Origin of the sequence: Amycolatopsis bullii (assembly GCF_014654205.1) — a bacterium.
Lineage (GTDB): Bacteria > Actinomycetota > Actinomycetes > Mycobacteriales > Pseudonocardiaceae > Amycolatopsis > Amycolatopsis plumensis.
The window spans coordinates 1-16,901 of sequence record NZ_BNAW01000053.1 but is presented as its reverse complement, the minus strand read 5'-3'; the positions used below and the strand labels follow the sequence as shown (position 1 = coordinate 16,901).

Here is a 16,901-nt window from a genome sequence, read left to right as displayed (position 1 = left end):
CGCGTGCAGCACCGCCTCGACCGCAAGGTCACGCCGCTGCTGTTCATCGCGCCCTTCTTCGTCCTGTTCGTCGTCTTCGGCGCCTTCCCGCTGCTCTACACGGCCTGGGTTTCGCTGCACGACTGGAACCTGCTCGAAGGCGACCAGGGCGGCTTCGGCCTCGCCAACTACGGCGACCTGCTCACCGATCCGCACTTCTACAACGCGCTCGCCAACACGGTCTCCATCTTCCTGCTCGCCGCCGTGCCGGAATTCCTGCTGGCCCTGGGCATCGCGGCCCTGCTCGACCGGCCGCTGCGGGCCGCGACCTGGTGGCGCACCGGGGTGCTGCTGCCGAACGTCGTGTCCGTCGTCGCCGTCGGGCTGGTCTTCGGGCAGCTGTTCAGCCGCGACTACGGCGTCGTCAACGAGGTCCTCGGCTGGTTCGGCATCGCCCCGGTCAACTGGCGGGCGACCACCTGGACCTCGCACTTGGCCGTGGCGAGCATGGTGCTCTGGCGCTGGACCGGCTACAACGCCCTGATCTACCTGGCCGCCATGCAGGCCGTCCCCGACGACCTGTACGAGGCCGCCGAGCTCGACGGGGCCTCGCGGTGGCGGACGTTCTGGTCGATCACCGTGCCCGGCATCCGGCCCGCGCTGGCCTTCACCGCGATCGCCGGCACGGTCAACGGCCTGCAGCTGTTCGCCGAGCCGCAGCTGTTCGACGCCGGTGGCTCGGCCGGCACCGGCGGCAACGACCGCCAGTTCCAGACGCTGGTCATGTACCTGTACGAGAAGGGCTTCACGCACCTCGACGCCGGTTACGCGGCCGCGTTGACCTGGGTGATGTTCGTGATCTGCGCGGTGTTCGCGCTGGTCAACCACCGGCTGGTGCGCCGGTTCGTGAGGTCGGCGTGACAGCGCGGCGGCGGCCGGGCGGCTGGGTGTACGCCGTGCTGACCGGGGTGCTCGGCGCGTCGATCTTCCCGCTGTACTGGTCGTTCGTCGTGGCCACGCGCGACAACGCGGCGATCGGGGAGACGTCGCCGCTGCTGCTGCCGGGCGGGAACCTGGCCGGGAACGTGCGGCGTGTCTTCGACACCGTCGACTTTTGGCTGGCCATCGGGAACTCGCTGATCGTCGCGAGCACCGTCATGGTGTCCAACGTCGTGCTGGCGAGCCTCGCCGGGTTCGCCTTCGCGCGGCTGGAGTTCCGCGGCCGCAACACGTTGTTCCTGCTGGTCGTCGGCTCGGCGATGGTGCCGGCGCAGCTCGGCGTCATCCCGCTCTACCTCGTCGTCGGCGACCTCGGCTGGTACGGGCGGCTCGAAGCGGTGATCGTGCCGGCGCTGGTCAGCGCCTTCAGCGTGTTCTGGATGCGCCAGGCCTGCGAAAACGCCATCAGCCCGGACCTCGTCGACGCCGCGACCGTCGACGGCTGCTCGATCCTGCGCACCTACTGGCACGTGGCCGTGCCCGCGCTGCGCGCGCCGGTCGCGGTGCTCGCGATGCTGACGTTCATGGCCACGTGGAACGACTACTTCTGGCCGCTGGTCGTCCTCGACCCCACCGAGACACCCACCGTGCAGGTCGCGCTGTCGCAGCTGGCCAGCGGCTACTACACCGACTACGCGCTGATGCTCACCGGCGCGACCGTCGCCGTCGTGCCCGTCATCGCGTTGTTCCTGCTGCTGGGCCGCCACCTCGTGCGGGGCATTCTGAAAGGGGTACCGGCATGACCTTCCCGACGGGCTTCCTGTGGGGCGCGGCGACCGCGTCCTACCAGGTCGAGGGCGGCGTCACCGAAGGCGGCCGCGGACCGTCCGTCTGGGACACGTTCGCGGCCACCGAAGGCAAGGTGCTCGGCGGCGCGACCGGCGCCGTCGCCTGCGACCACTACCACCGCTACCCCGAGGACATCGGCCTGCTGGCCGACCTGGGCCTCAACGCCTACCGGTTCTCGGTCGCCTGGCCGCGCGTGATGCCCGACGGCGTGACGACGTCCGCGGCCGGGCTCGCCTTCTACGACCGGCTGGTCGACGAACTCCTCGGCCGTGACGTCGTCCCGGTGCTGACGCTCTACCACTGGGACCTCCCGCAGGCGCTCGAAGACGCGGGCGGCTGGCCCTCGCGTGACACGGCTTCGCGGTTCGCCGACTACGCCGCGGTGGTGCACGCGGCGCTCGGCGACCGCGTGCACCAGTGGACGACGGTCAACGAACCGTTCTGCGCGGCCTTCCTCGGCTACGGCAGCGGGGTGCACGCGCCGGGTGTCCAGGACCACGACACGGCGCTGATCGCGGCCCACCACCTCCTGCTGGCCCACGGGCTGGCGGCCCGCGCGCTGGCCGGGCCGGGTCAGGAGTTCTCGCTGGCGCTGAACTTCGCCCCGGCGATCCCGGACGGCGACACCCCGGCCCACCTCGAAGCGGCCCGGAAGTTCGACGGCATCCACAACCGGTTCTTCCTCGACCCGGTGCTCGGCCGGGGCTACCCCGAAGACGTGGTGGCGGCCGCGGGCCGGTTCCCGGAGTGCGTCCGCGACGGCGACACGGACACCATCGCGGCGCCGATCGACTGGCTGGGCGTGAACTACTACGCACCGGCCCGCGTCACACCGCTCGAGGACCCGCAGGCGCCGAGCAACTGCCCGCTGCCGACGCTGCGGGGGATGGACGTGCTGCCGGCCCGGCCGCCGTTGACGGCGTTCGGCTGGGAGCAGTCACCGTCGACGCTCACTTCGCTGCTGGAGTGGATTTCCGCCCGGTCCGGTGGCCTGCCGCTGGTGGTGGCCGAGAACGGAGCGTCCTTTGCAGACACGGTGGTGGACGGCCGGGTGTACGACGCGGCGCGGGTGAACTACTTCATGGAGCACCTGCGGGCGGTCCACGACGCCCTCCGGGCCGGCGTCGACGTCCGCGGGTACTTCGCCTGGTCGCTGCTGGACAACTTCGAGTGGGCGATGGGCTACACGCAACGGTTCGGCCTGGTGCACGTCGACTTCGAGACGCAGCGGCGGACGGTCAAGGAATCGGGCCGCTTCCTCGGCCGGGTCGCCAGGGCCAACGCGCTAGGTGCGCCGGCGGACGGCGTCGGCGACACCCGAGCGTGACGGCGTCTCCAGCTTGCCCAGCAGGCGGGCCACGTGCGCCTGGACCGTGCGCCGCGGCAGCGACAGCTCGGCCGCGATCTCCGGGTTGGACCGGCCCTCCGCGACCAGGCCGGCGATGCGGACCTCGATCGGCGTCAGCGACTCCCAGCCGTGGCCCGGCCGGATCGGGGAGAACAGCGCGCCCCGGCGGACGCCGAGGCGGCGCAGCCGGGTCTCCGCGCGCCGCAGGTCCCAGCGGGCCGCCAGGGCCGTGTACAGCTCGGCGGCCTCCTCGAAGGCCGCGTGCGCCGCGTCCAGCCGCCCCGCGCGGGCCAGCAGCACGGCCGCGTCTTCCAGCGCCGAGGCCAGTTCCGGGCGACGGCCGACCGCGCGGAAGTGCTCGGCCGTGGCCAGCACCGGGGCCGGGTCCTCCTCGATCAGGCCGCGGCACCACGACACCGCCGCGTGCGCCCGCGCCGGACGCCGCTCCTTCGCCGCTTCCTCCTCGCACACCGCCAGCGCCCGGCGCGCGCGGCCGACGTCGTCCTGCTCCATCGCCAGCCGTACGAACGCCGGCAGCCACTGGTGCCGCAGCATCATCGCCGCGTACGTCGGGTTCAGGATCGGCTCGAGTACGGTCAGCGCGCGGACCCGGTCGCCGCGCTGCTCGGCCGCCAGGGCGTCGGCGACCAGCAGGAAGTCGAAGCTCTCCCGCTCGGCGCCGGTCGCCGGGGCGTACTCCTCCGCCGCGTCGAGGTGGGCCGCCGCCTGGGCCCGGTCGTCGCGGCGGCCCGCGATCAGCGCCGCGACGCCGTGCAGCAGCAGCGCCGCCGGACCGGGCTCGCGCAGGCCGTAGAACGTGATGGCCGGGCCGTCCTCGATGACCGTGTCCAGCTCGACCAGTGCCTCGTCCCAGCGGCCTTCCCAGTACCGGTGCACCGCGGCGGACACCTGCAGCCCGACCGGCAGCGCGTGCCGCGCCGCGACTTCACCCGCCGCGCGCAGGGCATCGCCCGCCTCGGCCAGCCGGTCGAGGTTCTGCAGCGTGAACACGCGGTTGTCCAGCAGGTCGAGGTGCAGGTCGGCCAGCTCGTGCTCGTCGCCGACGGCTTCGATCGCCGCGTCGATGTGGGCGAGCGCGCGGTCGTGCTCGCGGCGCACCGAATCCACCAGCCACAACGACTGCAGCGCGTGGGCGGTCAGGTAGCGGTCACCACCGGCGAGCGCCTTGGTCTCGTGCGCCGTCTGCTCCGCGGCGTCCAAATCGGACAGACTGCCGCGGCGGAAGTTCGCCAGCAGCTGGCGGTGCTTGACCCGCCAGAGCTCCGGCACGGCCGGGTCGTCGACCCACGCGGCGAGCGTCGCGACGGCCCCTTCGGTGTCGCCGCGACGGTGCCGCAGTGCCGCGAGGACGTGCCGCATCTCCTCGACCGCGTCCGGCTCGGTGGCGACGTCGAGTGCCTGCCGCGCCAGGGTTTCCGGGGCGCGTTCCAGCCGGAAGAGCACCTTGACCAGTGCGACCAGCAGCGTCTCCCGGCGCGGGTCGCTCCCGCCGCACGCGGCCAGCGCGCGTTCCAGCAGCTCGACGGCGATCAGCGGGGCCCTGGTCGACACGGCGGCGTGGTGCGCGGCGAGCCAGTCCAGCACCCACTCGTCCACTGTGGCCGGTGCGGCGACCAGCTGTTCGGCGACGCGCTTCACCGGCGCGCCGATCCCGGCGAGCGCCTCGGCGGCCTGCCGGTGCAGCGCCGCCCGCGTCCCGGCCAGCAGCCGGTCGTACAACGCCTGGCGCAGCAACGGGTGCCGGAACGCCAGCTGCGTCCCGGTGTCGATGAGCACGTTCGCCGCGACGGCTTCTTCGAGCGGCGCCAGCAGGTCCGACGGCCGGGTGCCGAGCACCGCGGCGACGTCGCCGACGGCGAACTCCATGCCCAGCAACGCTCCCCAGCGCAGCACTTCCTGCGTCCGCGCCGTGAGGAAGTCCAGCCGCCGGTCGACCGCGGCCACCAGCGACCGCGGTGCCTCGAACTCCGCCGGGTCGTCGACGTCGGCTTGGCCGTCGCTCACCGCGACCGCACCGGCCCGCCGCAGGACGTCGACCATCTCCTTGACGTACAAGGGGTTGCCGGCACTACGGGCGGTCAGCTCGCGCAGGCCCGGCCCGGGTGGCGCCCCGAGCTGGTCCTCGATCATCCTGCCGACGTCTTCGCCGGTCAGCGGCCCGAGGTCGAGGACGACCCCGTCCCGCGCCTGGACGCCCCGGCGCAGCTGGGCGAGTTCGGCGCGGTCGGGCGCCGGCCGGGTGGCGGCCACCAGCAGCAGCGGCAGCTGCCGGGTCGCCGCGCAGAGCCGGTGCCAGACGAGCACGGAAGCTTCGTCGGCCCACTGCAGGTCGTCGAGCACCAGCACCTGCGGCGACTGCGCGCAGAGCTCGTCGACCAGCGCGAGCAGCCGGTCGACGGCGCCGAGCACGGGATCGGCCGGCCCCCAGCTGCGCCGCGCCGGGCCCTCGCCGGCGAGTTCCTTCGCCACCCGCGCGCGCCGCGGGTCGGGCGAGTGCGCGTCGATCGCCAGGCACTCCAGCACGACCTGCAGGGGGAACCGGGTGCTCAGCTCGTCGGCGGCCGCCCAGAGCCGCTGGAAGCCGGGCCCGTCCGGGAGGGAGGTGGTGAGCAGCTCGGACTTGCCGATCCCGGCGTCCCCTTCGATCCAGACGGCCCGCCCGCGCCCGGCCCGGACGTCGGCGACGAGCGCGGCCAGCGTGGCCAGTTCGGCTTCGCGGCCGAACAGCCGGTGCCCGGTGACCACGACCGGCGCCGCGGGCGCGTCGAGGGCCGGGTCCTGCGCGAGGATCTGCCGCTGGAGCCGTTGCAGGGCCGGCCCGGGTTCGACGCCGAGTTCCGCGACGAGCGTGGCGCGGGCTTCGCGGAAGACGTCGAGGGCGTCGGCGGGCCGGCCGCTGCGGTAGAGGGCGAGCATGAGCGACTCCCGCAGCGACTCCCGCAGCGGGTGTTCGCCGGCCAGGACCGCCAGCTCCGGCGCGAGGTCGAGGTGGCCGCCGAGGGCGAGCACGGCTTCGGCACGCCGTTCGAGGGTGTTCAGCCGGAGTTCGGCGAGGTATTCGCGGTGCCGCTCGGCGAACCCGCCGGGCACCCCGGAGAGGGCCTCGCCCTGCCAGAGCGCGAGAGCGTCGTCCAGCTCGGCGACCGCCGCGCGGGGATCGCCCTGCGCGAGGTGCCGCTGCGCCCGGTCGCGGTGCCGTTCGAACAGGGCGGCGTCGAGCGCGTCCTCGCCGAGGAGCAGGGAGTACCCGGCGGGATCGGAGACGAGGACGCTGGCCGCCGACCAGCGCGACCGGTCCGGTTCGAGGGCCCGGCGCAACCCGGAGACGTAGGTGTGGACACTGCCTTCGACGCTCGCGGGCGCGGAGTCGCCCCAGACGCCGGCGATCAGTTCGGCCCGCGGAACGGGACGGCCGGCGTTGACCGCGAGCACCGCGAAGATGGCGCGCTGACGGGCGGGGCCGAGGCCGATTTCGGCCGCCCCGCGCCAGGCCCGCAGCGGGCCGAGCACGCCGACCCGCAGGCCGGGATCCGCATCCCCTGGCATGTCGTTGCCGTCCCCTCTGGGACTTGCGCCCCAGACCCCATCCCCCAGGGACATCTCAGCTGACCTTACCGACGTGGCAACCCCTCCCCAGGTTGCGCGCGCGGTCAGCTTTCGGCGGCCGCCCGGGACCGGGCCGCGGGGGCGCGCCGGATGCCGAACGGGCCCATCCGGGCCTCCGTGCGCCGTACGTCCCACGCCGCGCCCATCTCCGTGTACGCCGTCAGCGCGCCGCGGAACGCCGTGCGTGCCTCCGCCAGCTCGCCCGACTCCGCCAGCAGGATCGCCGCGTCCTCGGTCGCCTTCGCCTGCTTCAGCAGCCGGCCGGCCGCGCGGTAGTGCCCGGCCGCCGTCAACACCGGCCGGGGGTCGCCGGCGGCCAGGCCGCGGCAGTGTGCGGCCGCCGCCGCGTGCGCGGGCGGGATCTCTCCCTCGGGCTCGAGCAGGCGCACGGCCTCCTGCACCCGCGGCCGGTCGCCGAGCAGCAGGGCGAGCCGGATCAGGTCGGGGAGCCACTGGTAGCGCGCCGCCGGGGGGTAGTGGTCCTCCAGCAGCGGCAGCAACGCCGTCAGCGCCGCCTCGGGACGGCCCTCCTGCTCGGCCAGCAGCGCCCGGGCCGCAAGCAGGAAGTCGCCGCCGTCGGGCTCCAGGCCCGGTGGCCACTGCCTGCGGTCGGCGGCGTTCAGGTGCGTCCTGACCTGGCCCGGTTCTCCGCGGTGCCCGGCGATCAGCGCGCCGACCCCGTGGACCAGCAGGGCCGATCCCGGGCTGCGCAGGACGTAGGACGCCGTCTCGGCACCGTCGCGGATCACCGCGTCCAGCTCGGCCAGTGCCGCCGGCCAGCGGCCCAGCCAGTAGTAGTGCACCGCGCCGGCCAGGTGCATCTCGCCCGGTACCGCTCGGGTCGCGGCGATCCGCCGGGCGGCGTCGAGCGGCTCGGCGGCGTCGTCGAGGCTGTCGAGGTTCGGCACGGCCAGTGCCGCGTCGTCCAGGGGGTGCAGCCCCGCCGGGGCCAGCGCCGTCGCTTCGCCCAGTTTCTCCAGCGTGGCCAGCAGCGCTTCGTGCCGCCCGCGCCACATCTCCGGGACGTCGGTGTCGTCGAGCGTCCGCTTCAGCTCGGCGGTCGCCTCGGAGAAGTCGCCGCGGCGGTAGTAGACGTAGGCCAGGATCCAGCGCATCTCGGCCGCGCGCCTGCTGTCGGACGTCCGCGCGACGACCGAGCGCGCCTCGGCTTCGGGTTCCCGGCCGAGCCAGAACAGCAGCCGGGCCAGGGTCGCGGTCAGCGTCTCCCGCGCGTCCGGCGGCAGCGTGCCCTGGGTGACGGCGTGGCGCAGCAGGTCGACCGCGACTCGCGGGGTCTCGGTGGCGACCGTCCCGATGTGCTCCAGCAGCCACCCGGTGACCCACGGGTCCACCTGCGCGGGCGCGGCGGCGAGCTGCTCGGCGACGCGTTCGGCGGGCGCGCCCGCGGCGGCGAAGGCCTCGGCCAGCTGCCGGTGCAGCGCGACCCGCATCGCGGCCGGCGTCTTCTCGTAGAGCACGCGGCGCACCAGCGGGTGCCGGAACGCCAGCCGGTCGCCCGATTCGACGAGCACGCCGGACGTGATCGCCTCGTCGACCGCGCCCACCAGCGCCGTCGGCGGCCGCTCGGTGGCGACGGCGATGTCCGCCGGCGAGAACTCGTGGCCCAGCAGCGCGGCCCAGCGCAGCGTGTCGCGGGTTCCGCTGGAGAGGAAGCTCAGGTACGCCGTGGTCCGCGAGCCCAGCGGCGGCGGGATCGTCTGGCACGAGTTGCCGTCCAGGTGCGCGTGGACGCCGTCGAGCACGATCATCGACTGTTCGAGCAGCGTCTCGACGATTTCCCGGACGTACCGCGGATTTCCCGCCGCGTAGGACACGAGCCGCTGCAAGCCGGGCCCGGGTGGCGCGCCGGCCAGCTCGGTGGCCAGCTCGTGCGTGGCCTCCTCGGTGAGCGGCGGCAGGGTCAGGACGGCGATGTCATCGTTGTCAAGCAGGTCGTCCAGCGCGGCGGGCCGGGGCACCGGACGGCAGGCGCCGACGAGCAGCAGCGGCAGCTGCCGCGTCTCCCGGCTCAGGTAGCGCCAGACGCGCAGGGTCGTGTCGTCGGCCCACTGCAGGTCGTCGAGCACGAGTACGAGCGGGGCCTCGGCGCACAGCTCGCGGACCAGCCCGAGGACGTCGTCCACGGGATCTTCGCCGGGCTGTCCGGCGAGCCGCGCGGCCAGTGCGGCCCGGCGCGGGTCGGTGGCGCGCGGGTGCACGCCGAGCGCGTCGAGCAGCGGCCGCAGCGCGAACCGCTGGTCCAGCGCGTCCGCGGCGGCGAAGGCCGGGTGGAAATCCTGCGCCGCGGCGAGGACTTCGGCGAGCAGCGCGGTCCGGCCGCTGCCGGGCTCGCCTTCCAGCCACACCGACCGCCCTGCCCCGGCGCCGAGCTCGACGACGGCTTCGTGCAGCCGGTCGAGTTCCGCCTCCCGGCCGACGAAGATCTCCGCCCGTTCCGGCAGTGACGCGGCCGGCATCCGCGAAACGGCCGCCACCGGCGTCGGTTCCGGCGCCGGGGCGGGCTTCTCCAGCAGCTCGTCGTGCAGCCGCCGCAGGGCCGGGCCCGGTTCGGTGCCCGAGGACTCGACGAGCCGGTCGCGGACGTCGGCGTAGACCGCGATCGCCTCGGTCCGCCGCCCGGCGCGGACCAGGGCGCGCATGAGCAACCCGCGCAACGTTTCGCGAAACGGGTGTTCGCGGGTCAGCGCGGTCAGTTCGGCGACGAGTTCGGTGTGCCCGCCGGACTCCAGCAGGACTTCGGCGCGCCGTTCGATGGTCGCCAGCCGCAGCTCGGTGAGCCGGGCGCGCTGGGCGGCGGCGAACGGCCCGGGCAGGCCGGACAGCGGGACGCCGTGCCACAGCGCCAAAGCTTCGTCGAAGGCCTCGCGCGCCCCGCGGAGGTCACCGGCCGCGTGCCGGCGTTGTGCCTGCTCGCGCAGGGCTTCGAACCGGTGGACGTCGATCGCCTCGGCGGGCAGGCGCAGCGAATAGCCGGAGCCGATCGAGGCGAGCAGCTGCGGGCCCTCGCCCTTGGCCCGGCCGGGTTCGAGCGCGCGCCGCAGGCCGGAGACGTAGGTGTAGATGGAGCCCTGCGCGCTCTGCGGCGGCGTCTCGCCCCAGACGGCGTCGATCAGCTCCTCGCGCGAGACCGTGCGGTCCGGGTGCATCGCCAGCGCGGCGAGGACCGTGCGGCGGTGCGCGGAGCCGAGGTCCAGCTCTGCTTCGCCCTGCCACGCCTTGAGCGGGCCCAGCAGCTGGAGTCTCAAGGCCGAGCCGTCCGCGGCCGACATCGGTCTCCCTTCGTGCGTGAACGAATCGTCACGCGCCGGATGCCTGCCGTGAGCATACGCGGACGCCGTGAACCGGCAGGCAAGGATGGCGGACATTCGGGCAACGGCCCCCGGGCGGGGTTCCGCGGCGCGGGAGCCTGCGCCACGCTCGGGGAGCCGGAGAGGAGCCCCGAATGGCGACAGCGCCGACCGAAGACATGCAACAGGCCGCCGCCTGCTTCGCGGCCGCCCTCGACGGGGCCCGGTCCCGCCTTCGCGACGTCAACAGCGAGATGGCGATGGTGCAGGCGTCCTGGCGCGGTGAGGCGTCGGTGCGGTTCGGGCAGGCGATGAGCGACTGGGAGCAGGAATTCGACGTGATCCTGTCGCGGCTGGCCGAACTGCTGGAGGCGACCGGCGGCCCGATGCCGCGGCCGCGCCTGCCGTGACGCGGCTCGACTTCAGCTTCGCCGATCTGGTGCTGGACCGGATGGGCGCGATCACCGGCGAGCTCGGCGAACTGCTGGCCGACCTGGAGGCCCGGGTCGAGCCGGAGCTGGCCGGCTGGACCCCGGAGGCGCGGGAGGCGTACCGGCGCGCCCAGCGCGACTGGACCCGCGCGGCCGGGCGGATGCCGGGGTGCCTGGAGCGGGCCCGGGCGGCGTTCGGGGAGCTGTCTTCACGGGCGTGAAGACGGAATAGGGAAGGCGTGAAGACACGCCGTCCACACTGCCCCCATGAAGCCCGTCGAAGTGAGCGTCCTCGCCTCGGACCCGATCACGCACGCCGGCGCGGTGAGCCTGCTGGACAACCATCCCGACGTCCGGCTGACCGACCTCGTGCCGGACGTGCTGCTGGTGATGGAGGACCACGTCACCGAGGCCGTCCTGGGCGAGATCCGGGCGGCCAAGGCGTCGCACGTCGTGCTGGTCGTCGAGCACTTCCGCGAAAGCGACCTGATGGCGGCGCTGGAGTGCGGCGTGGTGGCGATCCTGCCGCGCCGCGAGACGGGCGGGGCCGAGCTGGTGACGGCGGTGCTCGCCGCGGGTGACGGCACGGCCAACCTGCCGCCGCGGCTGCAGGGCGCGCTGCTCGCGCAGGTGCAGCGGATGCGCAAGGACGTCCTGGAACCGAACGGGCTCACGCTGTCGGGGCTCGCGGCCCGCGAGTGCGACGTGCTGCGGCTGGTCGCCGAGGGGTTCGGCACCGAGGAGATCGCGGCGAAGCTGTGCTACTCGGAGCGGACCGTGAAGAACGTGCTGTACGGCCTGATGACGCGGTGCGGCCTGAACAACCGGGCCCACGCCGTCGCCTACGCGCTGCGAGCGGGCGCAATCTGAGACGTTTTCTTTGCTGCTGTCACCTTTTCGGGGCTAGGGTCCGATCATGGTGCTCACGGCAGTGGAGATCGCGGCCTCCGTCCGGGCCGGGCAGCTCGATCCGGTGCAGGTCACCGAGGAGGCCTTGGAGCGGATCGCCGCGGCGGACGGCGTCGTCGGCGCGTTCCGCCGGGTGCGCGCCGAGGAGGCGGTGAAGGAAGCCGCGGAGGTCGCCGCGCGGCCGGACCTCGCGTCGCTGCCGCTGGCCGGGGTGCCCGTCGCCGTCAAGGACGTCACGGAAATGACCGGCGAATTCGCGTCGCACGGTTCGCTGGCGGGGTCGTCCTCGCGGGTGGACGCGGACGGCGTGATCGTGGCGCGGCTGCGCGCGGCGGGCGCGGTGGTCGTCGGGCTGACGCGGGTGCCGGAGCTGTGCATCTGGCCGATGAGCGACACCCCGGACGGCATCGCCCGCAACCCCTGGAACCCGATGTACGCGGCGGGCGGCTCGTCGGGTGGCAGCGCGGCGGCGGTGGCGGCCGGCCTGGTCCCGCTGGCCCACGGTTCGGACGGCATGGGCTCGGTCCGCCTCCCGGCGGCGATGTGCGGCCTGGTGGGCTTGAAGCCGGGCGCGGACCTGCTGGCGGAGGGCGGCTGGTTCGGCATGTCGGTGCACGGCCCGCTGGCCACGACGGTCGCCGACACGGCGCTGCTGGTGTCGGTGCTGGCGGATTCGCCTGAGCTGGCGTCGGTGCCTTCGCCGTCTCCGGTCCGGATCGGCATGTCGACGACGGTGCCGGTGCTGCACACCCCGGTCCCTCGCGAATTGGTGGCGGCGGTTTCGACGGCGGCGGGCCACCTGGCGGCGGCGGGGCACGCGATCGAGCCGGCCGCACCGCGCTACCCGGCGACGATGGTCCTCGGCATGACGGCCCGCTGGCTGGCGGGCCCGGCGGCCCAGGCCCGCGACTTCGACGTCTCGCGGCTGCAGCGCCGGACCCGGGCCCACGTCCGCGCGGGCCGCCTGGTCGAGCGGGCGGGCCTGATCCGCTCGCGGACGCGTGACCGGTGGGTCGCCCGGGCGGAGGAGTTCTTCGCCTCGCACGAGGTGCTGCTGACGCCCACGCTGTCGCACTGGCCGGTGAAGGCGGGCCGCTGGCACGAGCGCGGGTGGCTGGCGAACGTGCTGCCGTCGACGCGCTTGGCGGGCTTCACGGGCCAGTGGAACTTCGCGGGCTACCCGGCGATCACGGTCCCGGTGGGGAGGTCGGTGGTGTCGGGGTTGCCGACGTCGGTGCAGCTGGTGGCCCGCCCGGGCGGCGAGTCGCTCCTGCTGGGCTTGGCGGCCCAGCTGGAGGCGGCGAACCCCTGGCCCCGGACAGCGCGCGACTGAGAGCGCCCCAATGAGGTTTTCGGTGCGCTGAATCGGCACTGCGGCGCGGAAGCGCTTCGCGCCGCTGCGTCATTCAACGCAACCAAGGCCGCCTTGGGGCGCTTGAAAGCGCGCTGCCGCAGGGCGCCGGAAACTGTCGGTGCCTGCCGGTAGCGTAAAAACCGGGGGCCCCTCCACGCGCGCGGGTTGCGGGCTTCGCACCGCGCGCTCGGCTGGGGCTGCTCACGCGATGAAGGCCGCGCCGGGGACCCAGGAGTCCCGCAACGCGGCCTTCACAGGTGTTCGCGTGGCTCAGTTGCCCGGCTTGCTCCCGGTCGGGGAAAGCGGCTTCGAACCGTTGCCGTTCGCCGGTTTCGTCGCCGGGCCGTTCGAGTTCGCCGGCTTGGCCGCCTGGGGCGCCGGCTTCGGGGCCGGGGCGGGCTTCGGCGCCGGCTTGGGCGCTGCCGCCTTCGGGATCGACGGCTGCACCACCGGCACGACCGGCGCCGCCGGCGTGGTCGCCGACTCCGCGTCGCCCCCGACCAGCTTCGACGCCTGCGGGATCACCGCCTCCTCCGGCAGCGTCGCCAGCTGCGTCTCGCTCCGGTTGAGGATGTCCTCCGCCAGCGCCAGGCTCTTGCGCGCCTGCTCGCGGATCTCCGCCAGCCGCTCGACCTTCCGGTTCGCCGCCGTGGTGCGCTGGGCCGCCTGGGTGGTCGCCTCGTCCAGGCGCCGCTTGGCTTCGGCCGTCGCCTCGTCGAGCCGCCGCTTCGCCTCCGCCGTCGCCTCCGCGATGCGGCGCTCCGCCTGGTTCTTGCTCGCCGTGCGCTGGTCCGCGATGTGCTTCTCCAGCGCCGCCTTCTGCGCCGCCTGGGAGGCCTCGAACTCGCGCTCGAGCTTCCGGCGCTTCCGCTCGGCCTCGTTGTCCAGCAGCTCGCGCCGCTGGGCCGCCTCGACCGTCAGCCGCTGGACCTCGGCGCGCGTCTCCGCCAGCGCGCTCTCGTGCTCCGAGTGCAGCAGGTCGGCCTGCTTGTCCAGCTCGGCGACCAGCTTGGTGTACCGCTCGCGCAGCTTCGTCGACGCTTCGGTCGAGGACGCCCACGTCTTCTCCGCGGCCACCTCGGCGCGCTTGATGATCTCGTCCGCGCGCGCCTGCGCGAGCGTCACCGTGCGCTGCATCCGCTCGTCGAGGTCCTCGAGCCGCTCCGGCGGCTTCTTCAGCTCCTCGACGCGCGCCTCGAGCGCCGCGACCTGCTGCCGCACCATTTCGACCTCGCGGGTCGCGGCGGCGGCCTGCGCGGCGGCGGCGTCGCGTTCGCTGAGCACCCGGCGCAGCTGGGCTTCGACGTGGTCGAGGTACTGGCGCACCTCGTTGCGGTCGAAGCCGTGCCAGGCCTGGGTGTACTCACGACGGAGGGGGAGAAGGCCGTTGAGGGCGGTTGCGGCGGGGTCGCGCTCAGGAACCATGGGCCCGACCGTACCCGGGCACCCGCCGCCTCCGCCTTCCGGCTTGACGAATCACCGACACGTGTCGCCGTGTCGCCGGAATGGCCTCACCCGCGAACGCAGAGTGAGGCCGCTGCCGGGATGTCCGTGCTGACCAGCGGGCCGGAACGGCCCCGGTCACCAGTGGAACCCGCGCGAAAGCCGGGCCAGCGCCATCGCCGCGCGCGAGAGGTGTTTCTCGCCACGTCCGATCTTGAGTTCGCCCGAACCGCCCGCCGCGGCCGAATCCGGGAAGATCCGGAAACCCTGGTACGCGATCGCGTCGGTGAGGCCCGGCGTGAGCGTGTAGGCCAGCCCGATCGCCTGCCCCGCCGGGGTGCCGATGTGCTTGGGCCGCTCGACGAGCGCCTTCATCACCATGTCCGCGGCCTGCTCCGGCGACTTCGTCGGGAACGCGTCGTAGATCTTCGTCGGCCGGATCATCGGCGTGCGCACCAGCGGCATGTGGATGGTGGTGAAGGTGATCCCGTCGCCGTGCGTCTCGGTGGCCGCGATGCGCGAGAAGTAGTCCAGCGCCGCCTTCGACGCCGCGTACGCCGAGAAGCGCGGCGCGATGCCCTGGACGCCGATCGAGGACACGTTCACGATGTGCCCGAACTTGCGCTCCGACATGTGCGGCAGCACCGCGAGGATCAGCCGCACCGCGCCGAAGTAGTTGATGGCCATCGCGCGCTCGTAGTCGTGCATCCGGTCGTACGACAGCTTGATCGAGCGGCGGATCGACCGGCCGGCGTTGTTCACCAGCATGTCGATCCGGCCGTGCTCGGCCAGCATCGCGTCGACGGCCTTGCGCACCGAGTCCTCGTCGGTCAGGTCGGCCGGGTACACCGAGGCGGTGCCGCCGGCGGCGACGATCTCGTCGCGGACCTCTTCCAGCTCGTGCTGGCGGCGCGCGACGAGCAGCGGGACACCGCCTGCCGCGGCGACTTTGAGCGCCGTCGCCCGCCCGATGCCCGAAGACGCGCCGGTGATGATCACGCGGCGGCCGTCGAGCTCGCCGCGCGGGCCGTGCTTGCGGGCGCGGAACGGGTCGAGGTGCTCGCGCCAGTAGCGCCACAGCGTCGGCGCGTACTCCTCCAGCCGGGGGACCTCGACGGTGCCGGCCAGCGCCTTGCGCGTCTCGGCCGAGGAGAACACCGACGGGAAGGCCATCGTGTCCAGCAGCACCGGCGGGATGCCGAAGCGCTCCATGACGGCGTCGCGCGCGATGGTGACGCCCGGGATGTGCTCGGTCAGCTTGACCAGCCCGACGATCCGCTTCGAGAGCCCTTCGGGCAGCTGCACGGTGATCGTCGGCGCGCCCGCGGCCCGCGCGAAGGCGTTGTACACCGAGACGACCGGCTGCGGCTCGGGGTTGACCAGGTGGAAGGCGTGACCGTCGAGCCCCGGCTTGACCACCAGCTCCAGCAGCGCCTCGGCGACGTAGTCGACCGGCACGATGTTGGTGTCGCCGAGGTCGGGGCCGACGACCGGCAGCACGTCGGGCAGCCCGGCGAGCCGGTTGATCGCGGGGAAGAGGTAGTACGGGCCGTCGATCTTGTCCATTTCGCCGGTCTCGGAGTGCCCGACGACGACGGCCGGCCGGTACACCCGCCACGGCACCCGGTCCTGCTCGCGGACGATCTTCTCGGCCTCGAACTTGGTCCGGTGGTACGGCGTGACGAGCCGCTGCCCGGCGTCGAACATCTCCTCGGTGAACACGCCTTCGTGGTCGCCCGCGACCGCCACCGACGACACGTGGTGCAGGCAGCCCGCGCGCAGGTCCGCGGCGAGGTCGACGACGGCCCGCGTGCCGTCCACATTGGCCTTGATGCTGGCTTCGTCGTCGGCGGTGAGGTCGTAAAGCGCGGCGAGGTGGACGATGTGGTCGACGTGCCCGCGCAGCTGCTCGCGGTCCGCTTCGGACACACCGAGCAGCGGCTCGCCGAGGTCGCCGGTGACGAGGGTGACGCGGTCGGCGTGCGGCCACTGGTCGACCAGCGCGGCCAGCTTGGCCCGCGAGGAGGCGCGCACCACGAGGGCGACGCGGTCGTCGTCGGGGCGGGAGAGCAGCAGCCGGGTGAAGTGACGCCCGATCAGTCCGGTCGCCCCGGTCACCAAGAACGTCGCCATCGTCTTCACACCTCTCGCTCCCGTAGCCCTGACCCTGGGCATTCTGCTGCATGCCCCTGGCCCGCGACCACCGTTTCGAAACGTGATGTTACCCACCAGTAACTTAGGCGGGGTCCGCGATGACGACGCGGTTCTCCTCGTAGCCGTCCGAGCCGCCGACCCAGCGGCCGCCGCACGTCACCAGCACCACGCGGTGCGGGCCGGACGGGCCGAACAGGGTGTCGGCGCGGGCGGGCAGATCGCTCTTGTGTACCGTGACCAGCTGCGATATCCGGTACCGCCACGTCTTTCCCGCGCTGTCCACAATGGTCACTTCGGTGCCGATCCTGGCCGTCCACAGCTCGGCGAACGGCCCGGTCGCGCCCCGCCAGTTCACGTGGCCGGCGAACACGCTCGCCCCGCCGGCCGCCTCGAGTGACGCGCCCCACCACGTCGCCTGCCCCAGGTCGGTGGGCACCGGCAGCTCGCCACCCGGGCCGAGGTCCTTGCGCACCAGCGTCGCCGTGCCGCCGCCGGGCAGCCGGACGGTGCCCCGCCGCTGCGGCGGCGGGGACGGCGGTGGCGCGGCCGACGACGGCGTC

Annotated in this window: 12 protein-coding genes; 7 read left to right on the top strand and 5 right to left on the bottom strand. The window is 73.8% G+C overall.

Annotated features, from left to right (window positions below):
- Window positions 1-3: 3 nt before the first annotated feature.
- The 3 genes from IE317_RS37320 to IE317_RS37310 are packed head-to-tail and all read left to right on the top strand — an operon-like array spanning window position 4 to window position 3,094.
- Window positions 4-900 (top strand): carbohydrate ABC transporter permease, encoded by an 897-nt coding sequence (locus IE317_RS37320; RefSeq protein ID WP_191316079.1) that lies wholly within the window; start codon window positions 4-6, stop codon window positions 898-900.
- Window positions 897-1,721 (top strand): carbohydrate ABC transporter permease, encoded by an 825-nt coding sequence (locus tag IE317_RS37315; protein ID WP_191316078.1) that lies wholly within the window; start codon window positions 897-899, stop codon window positions 1,719-1,721. The genes IE317_RS37320 and IE317_RS37315 overlap by 4 nt, the downstream gene beginning before the upstream one ends.
- Window positions 1,718-3,094 (top strand): GH1 family beta-glucosidase, encoded by a 1,377-nt coding sequence (locus IE317_RS37310; RefSeq protein WP_191316077.1) that lies wholly within the window; start codon window positions 1,718-1,720, stop codon window positions 3,092-3,094. The genes IE317_RS37315 and IE317_RS37310 overlap by 4 nt, the downstream gene beginning before the upstream one ends.
- Here IE317_RS37310 and IE317_RS37305 read toward each other — a convergent pair.
- Window positions 3,053-6,682 (bottom strand): BTAD domain-containing putative transcriptional regulator, encoded by a 3,630-nt coding sequence (locus IE317_RS37305; RefSeq protein ID WP_191316076.1) that lies wholly within the window; start codon window positions 6,680-6,682, stop codon window positions 3,053-3,055. The genes IE317_RS37310 and IE317_RS37305 overlap by 42 nt on opposite strands.
- Before the next feature lie 104 nt (window positions 6,683-6,786).
- Window positions 6,787-10,032 (bottom strand): BTAD domain-containing putative transcriptional regulator, encoded by a 3,246-nt coding sequence (locus IE317_RS37300; RefSeq protein ID WP_191316075.1) that lies wholly within the window; start codon window positions 10,030-10,032, stop codon window positions 6,787-6,789.
- Window positions 10,033-10,205: 173 nt separating this feature from the next.
- Between IE317_RS37300 and IE317_RS37295 the strand changes: the two genes are divergently transcribed.
- Genes IE317_RS37295 through IE317_RS37280 form a run of 4 tightly spaced genes read left to right on the top strand, consistent with a single transcriptional unit; the run spans window position 10,206 to window position 12,723 of the window.
- The gene (locus IE317_RS37295) at window positions 10,206-10,460 is read left to right on the top strand and encodes a WXG100 family type VII secretion target (protein WP_191316074.1); all 255 of its coding nucleotides are present in this window, start codon (window positions 10,206-10,208) and stop codon (window positions 10,458-10,460) included.
- Complete coding sequence (locus tag IE317_RS37290) at window positions 10,457-10,702, top strand: WXG100 family type VII secretion target (protein WP_191316073.1); 246 nt, start codon at window positions 10,457-10,459, stop codon at window positions 10,700-10,702. The genes IE317_RS37295 and IE317_RS37290 overlap by 4 nt, the downstream gene beginning before the upstream one ends.
- Window positions 10,703-10,748: 46 nt before the next feature.
- On the top strand, window positions 10,749-11,351 hold the full coding sequence (locus IE317_RS37285; protein ID WP_091317867.1) for a helix-turn-helix transcriptional regulator: 603 nt from the start codon (window positions 10,749-10,751) through the stop codon (window positions 11,349-11,351).
- Window positions 11,352-11,397: 46 nt separating this feature from the next.
- Window positions 11,398-12,723, top strand: coding sequence for an amidase family protein (locus tag IE317_RS37280; RefSeq protein ID WP_191316072.1), 1,326 nt, complete (start codon window positions 11,398-11,400; stop codon window positions 12,721-12,723).
- A gap of 291 nt (window positions 12,724-13,014) precedes the next feature.
- On the opposite strand, the gene IE317_RS37275 is transcribed toward IE317_RS37280, so the two are convergent.
- From IE317_RS37275 to IE317_RS37265, 3 genes are all read right to left on the bottom strand, one after another.
- Window positions 13,015-14,169: a cell division protein DivIVA gene (locus IE317_RS37275; protein WP_191316071.1), complete on the bottom strand. Its 1,155-nt coding sequence runs from the start codon at window positions 14,167-14,169 to the stop codon at window positions 13,015-13,017.
- Window positions 14,170-14,325: 156 nt separating this feature from the next.
- Complete coding sequence (locus IE317_RS37270) at window positions 14,326-16,320, bottom strand: SDR family oxidoreductase (protein ID WP_191316070.1); 1,995 nt, start codon at window positions 16,318-16,320, stop codon at window positions 14,326-14,328.
- 103 nt (window positions 16,321-16,423) lie between these two features.
- Window positions 16,424-16,901, bottom strand: a 478-nt coding sequence (locus tag IE317_RS37265) for a class F sortase (protein ID WP_191316069.1), incomplete at its 5' end; no start/stop codon positions are given.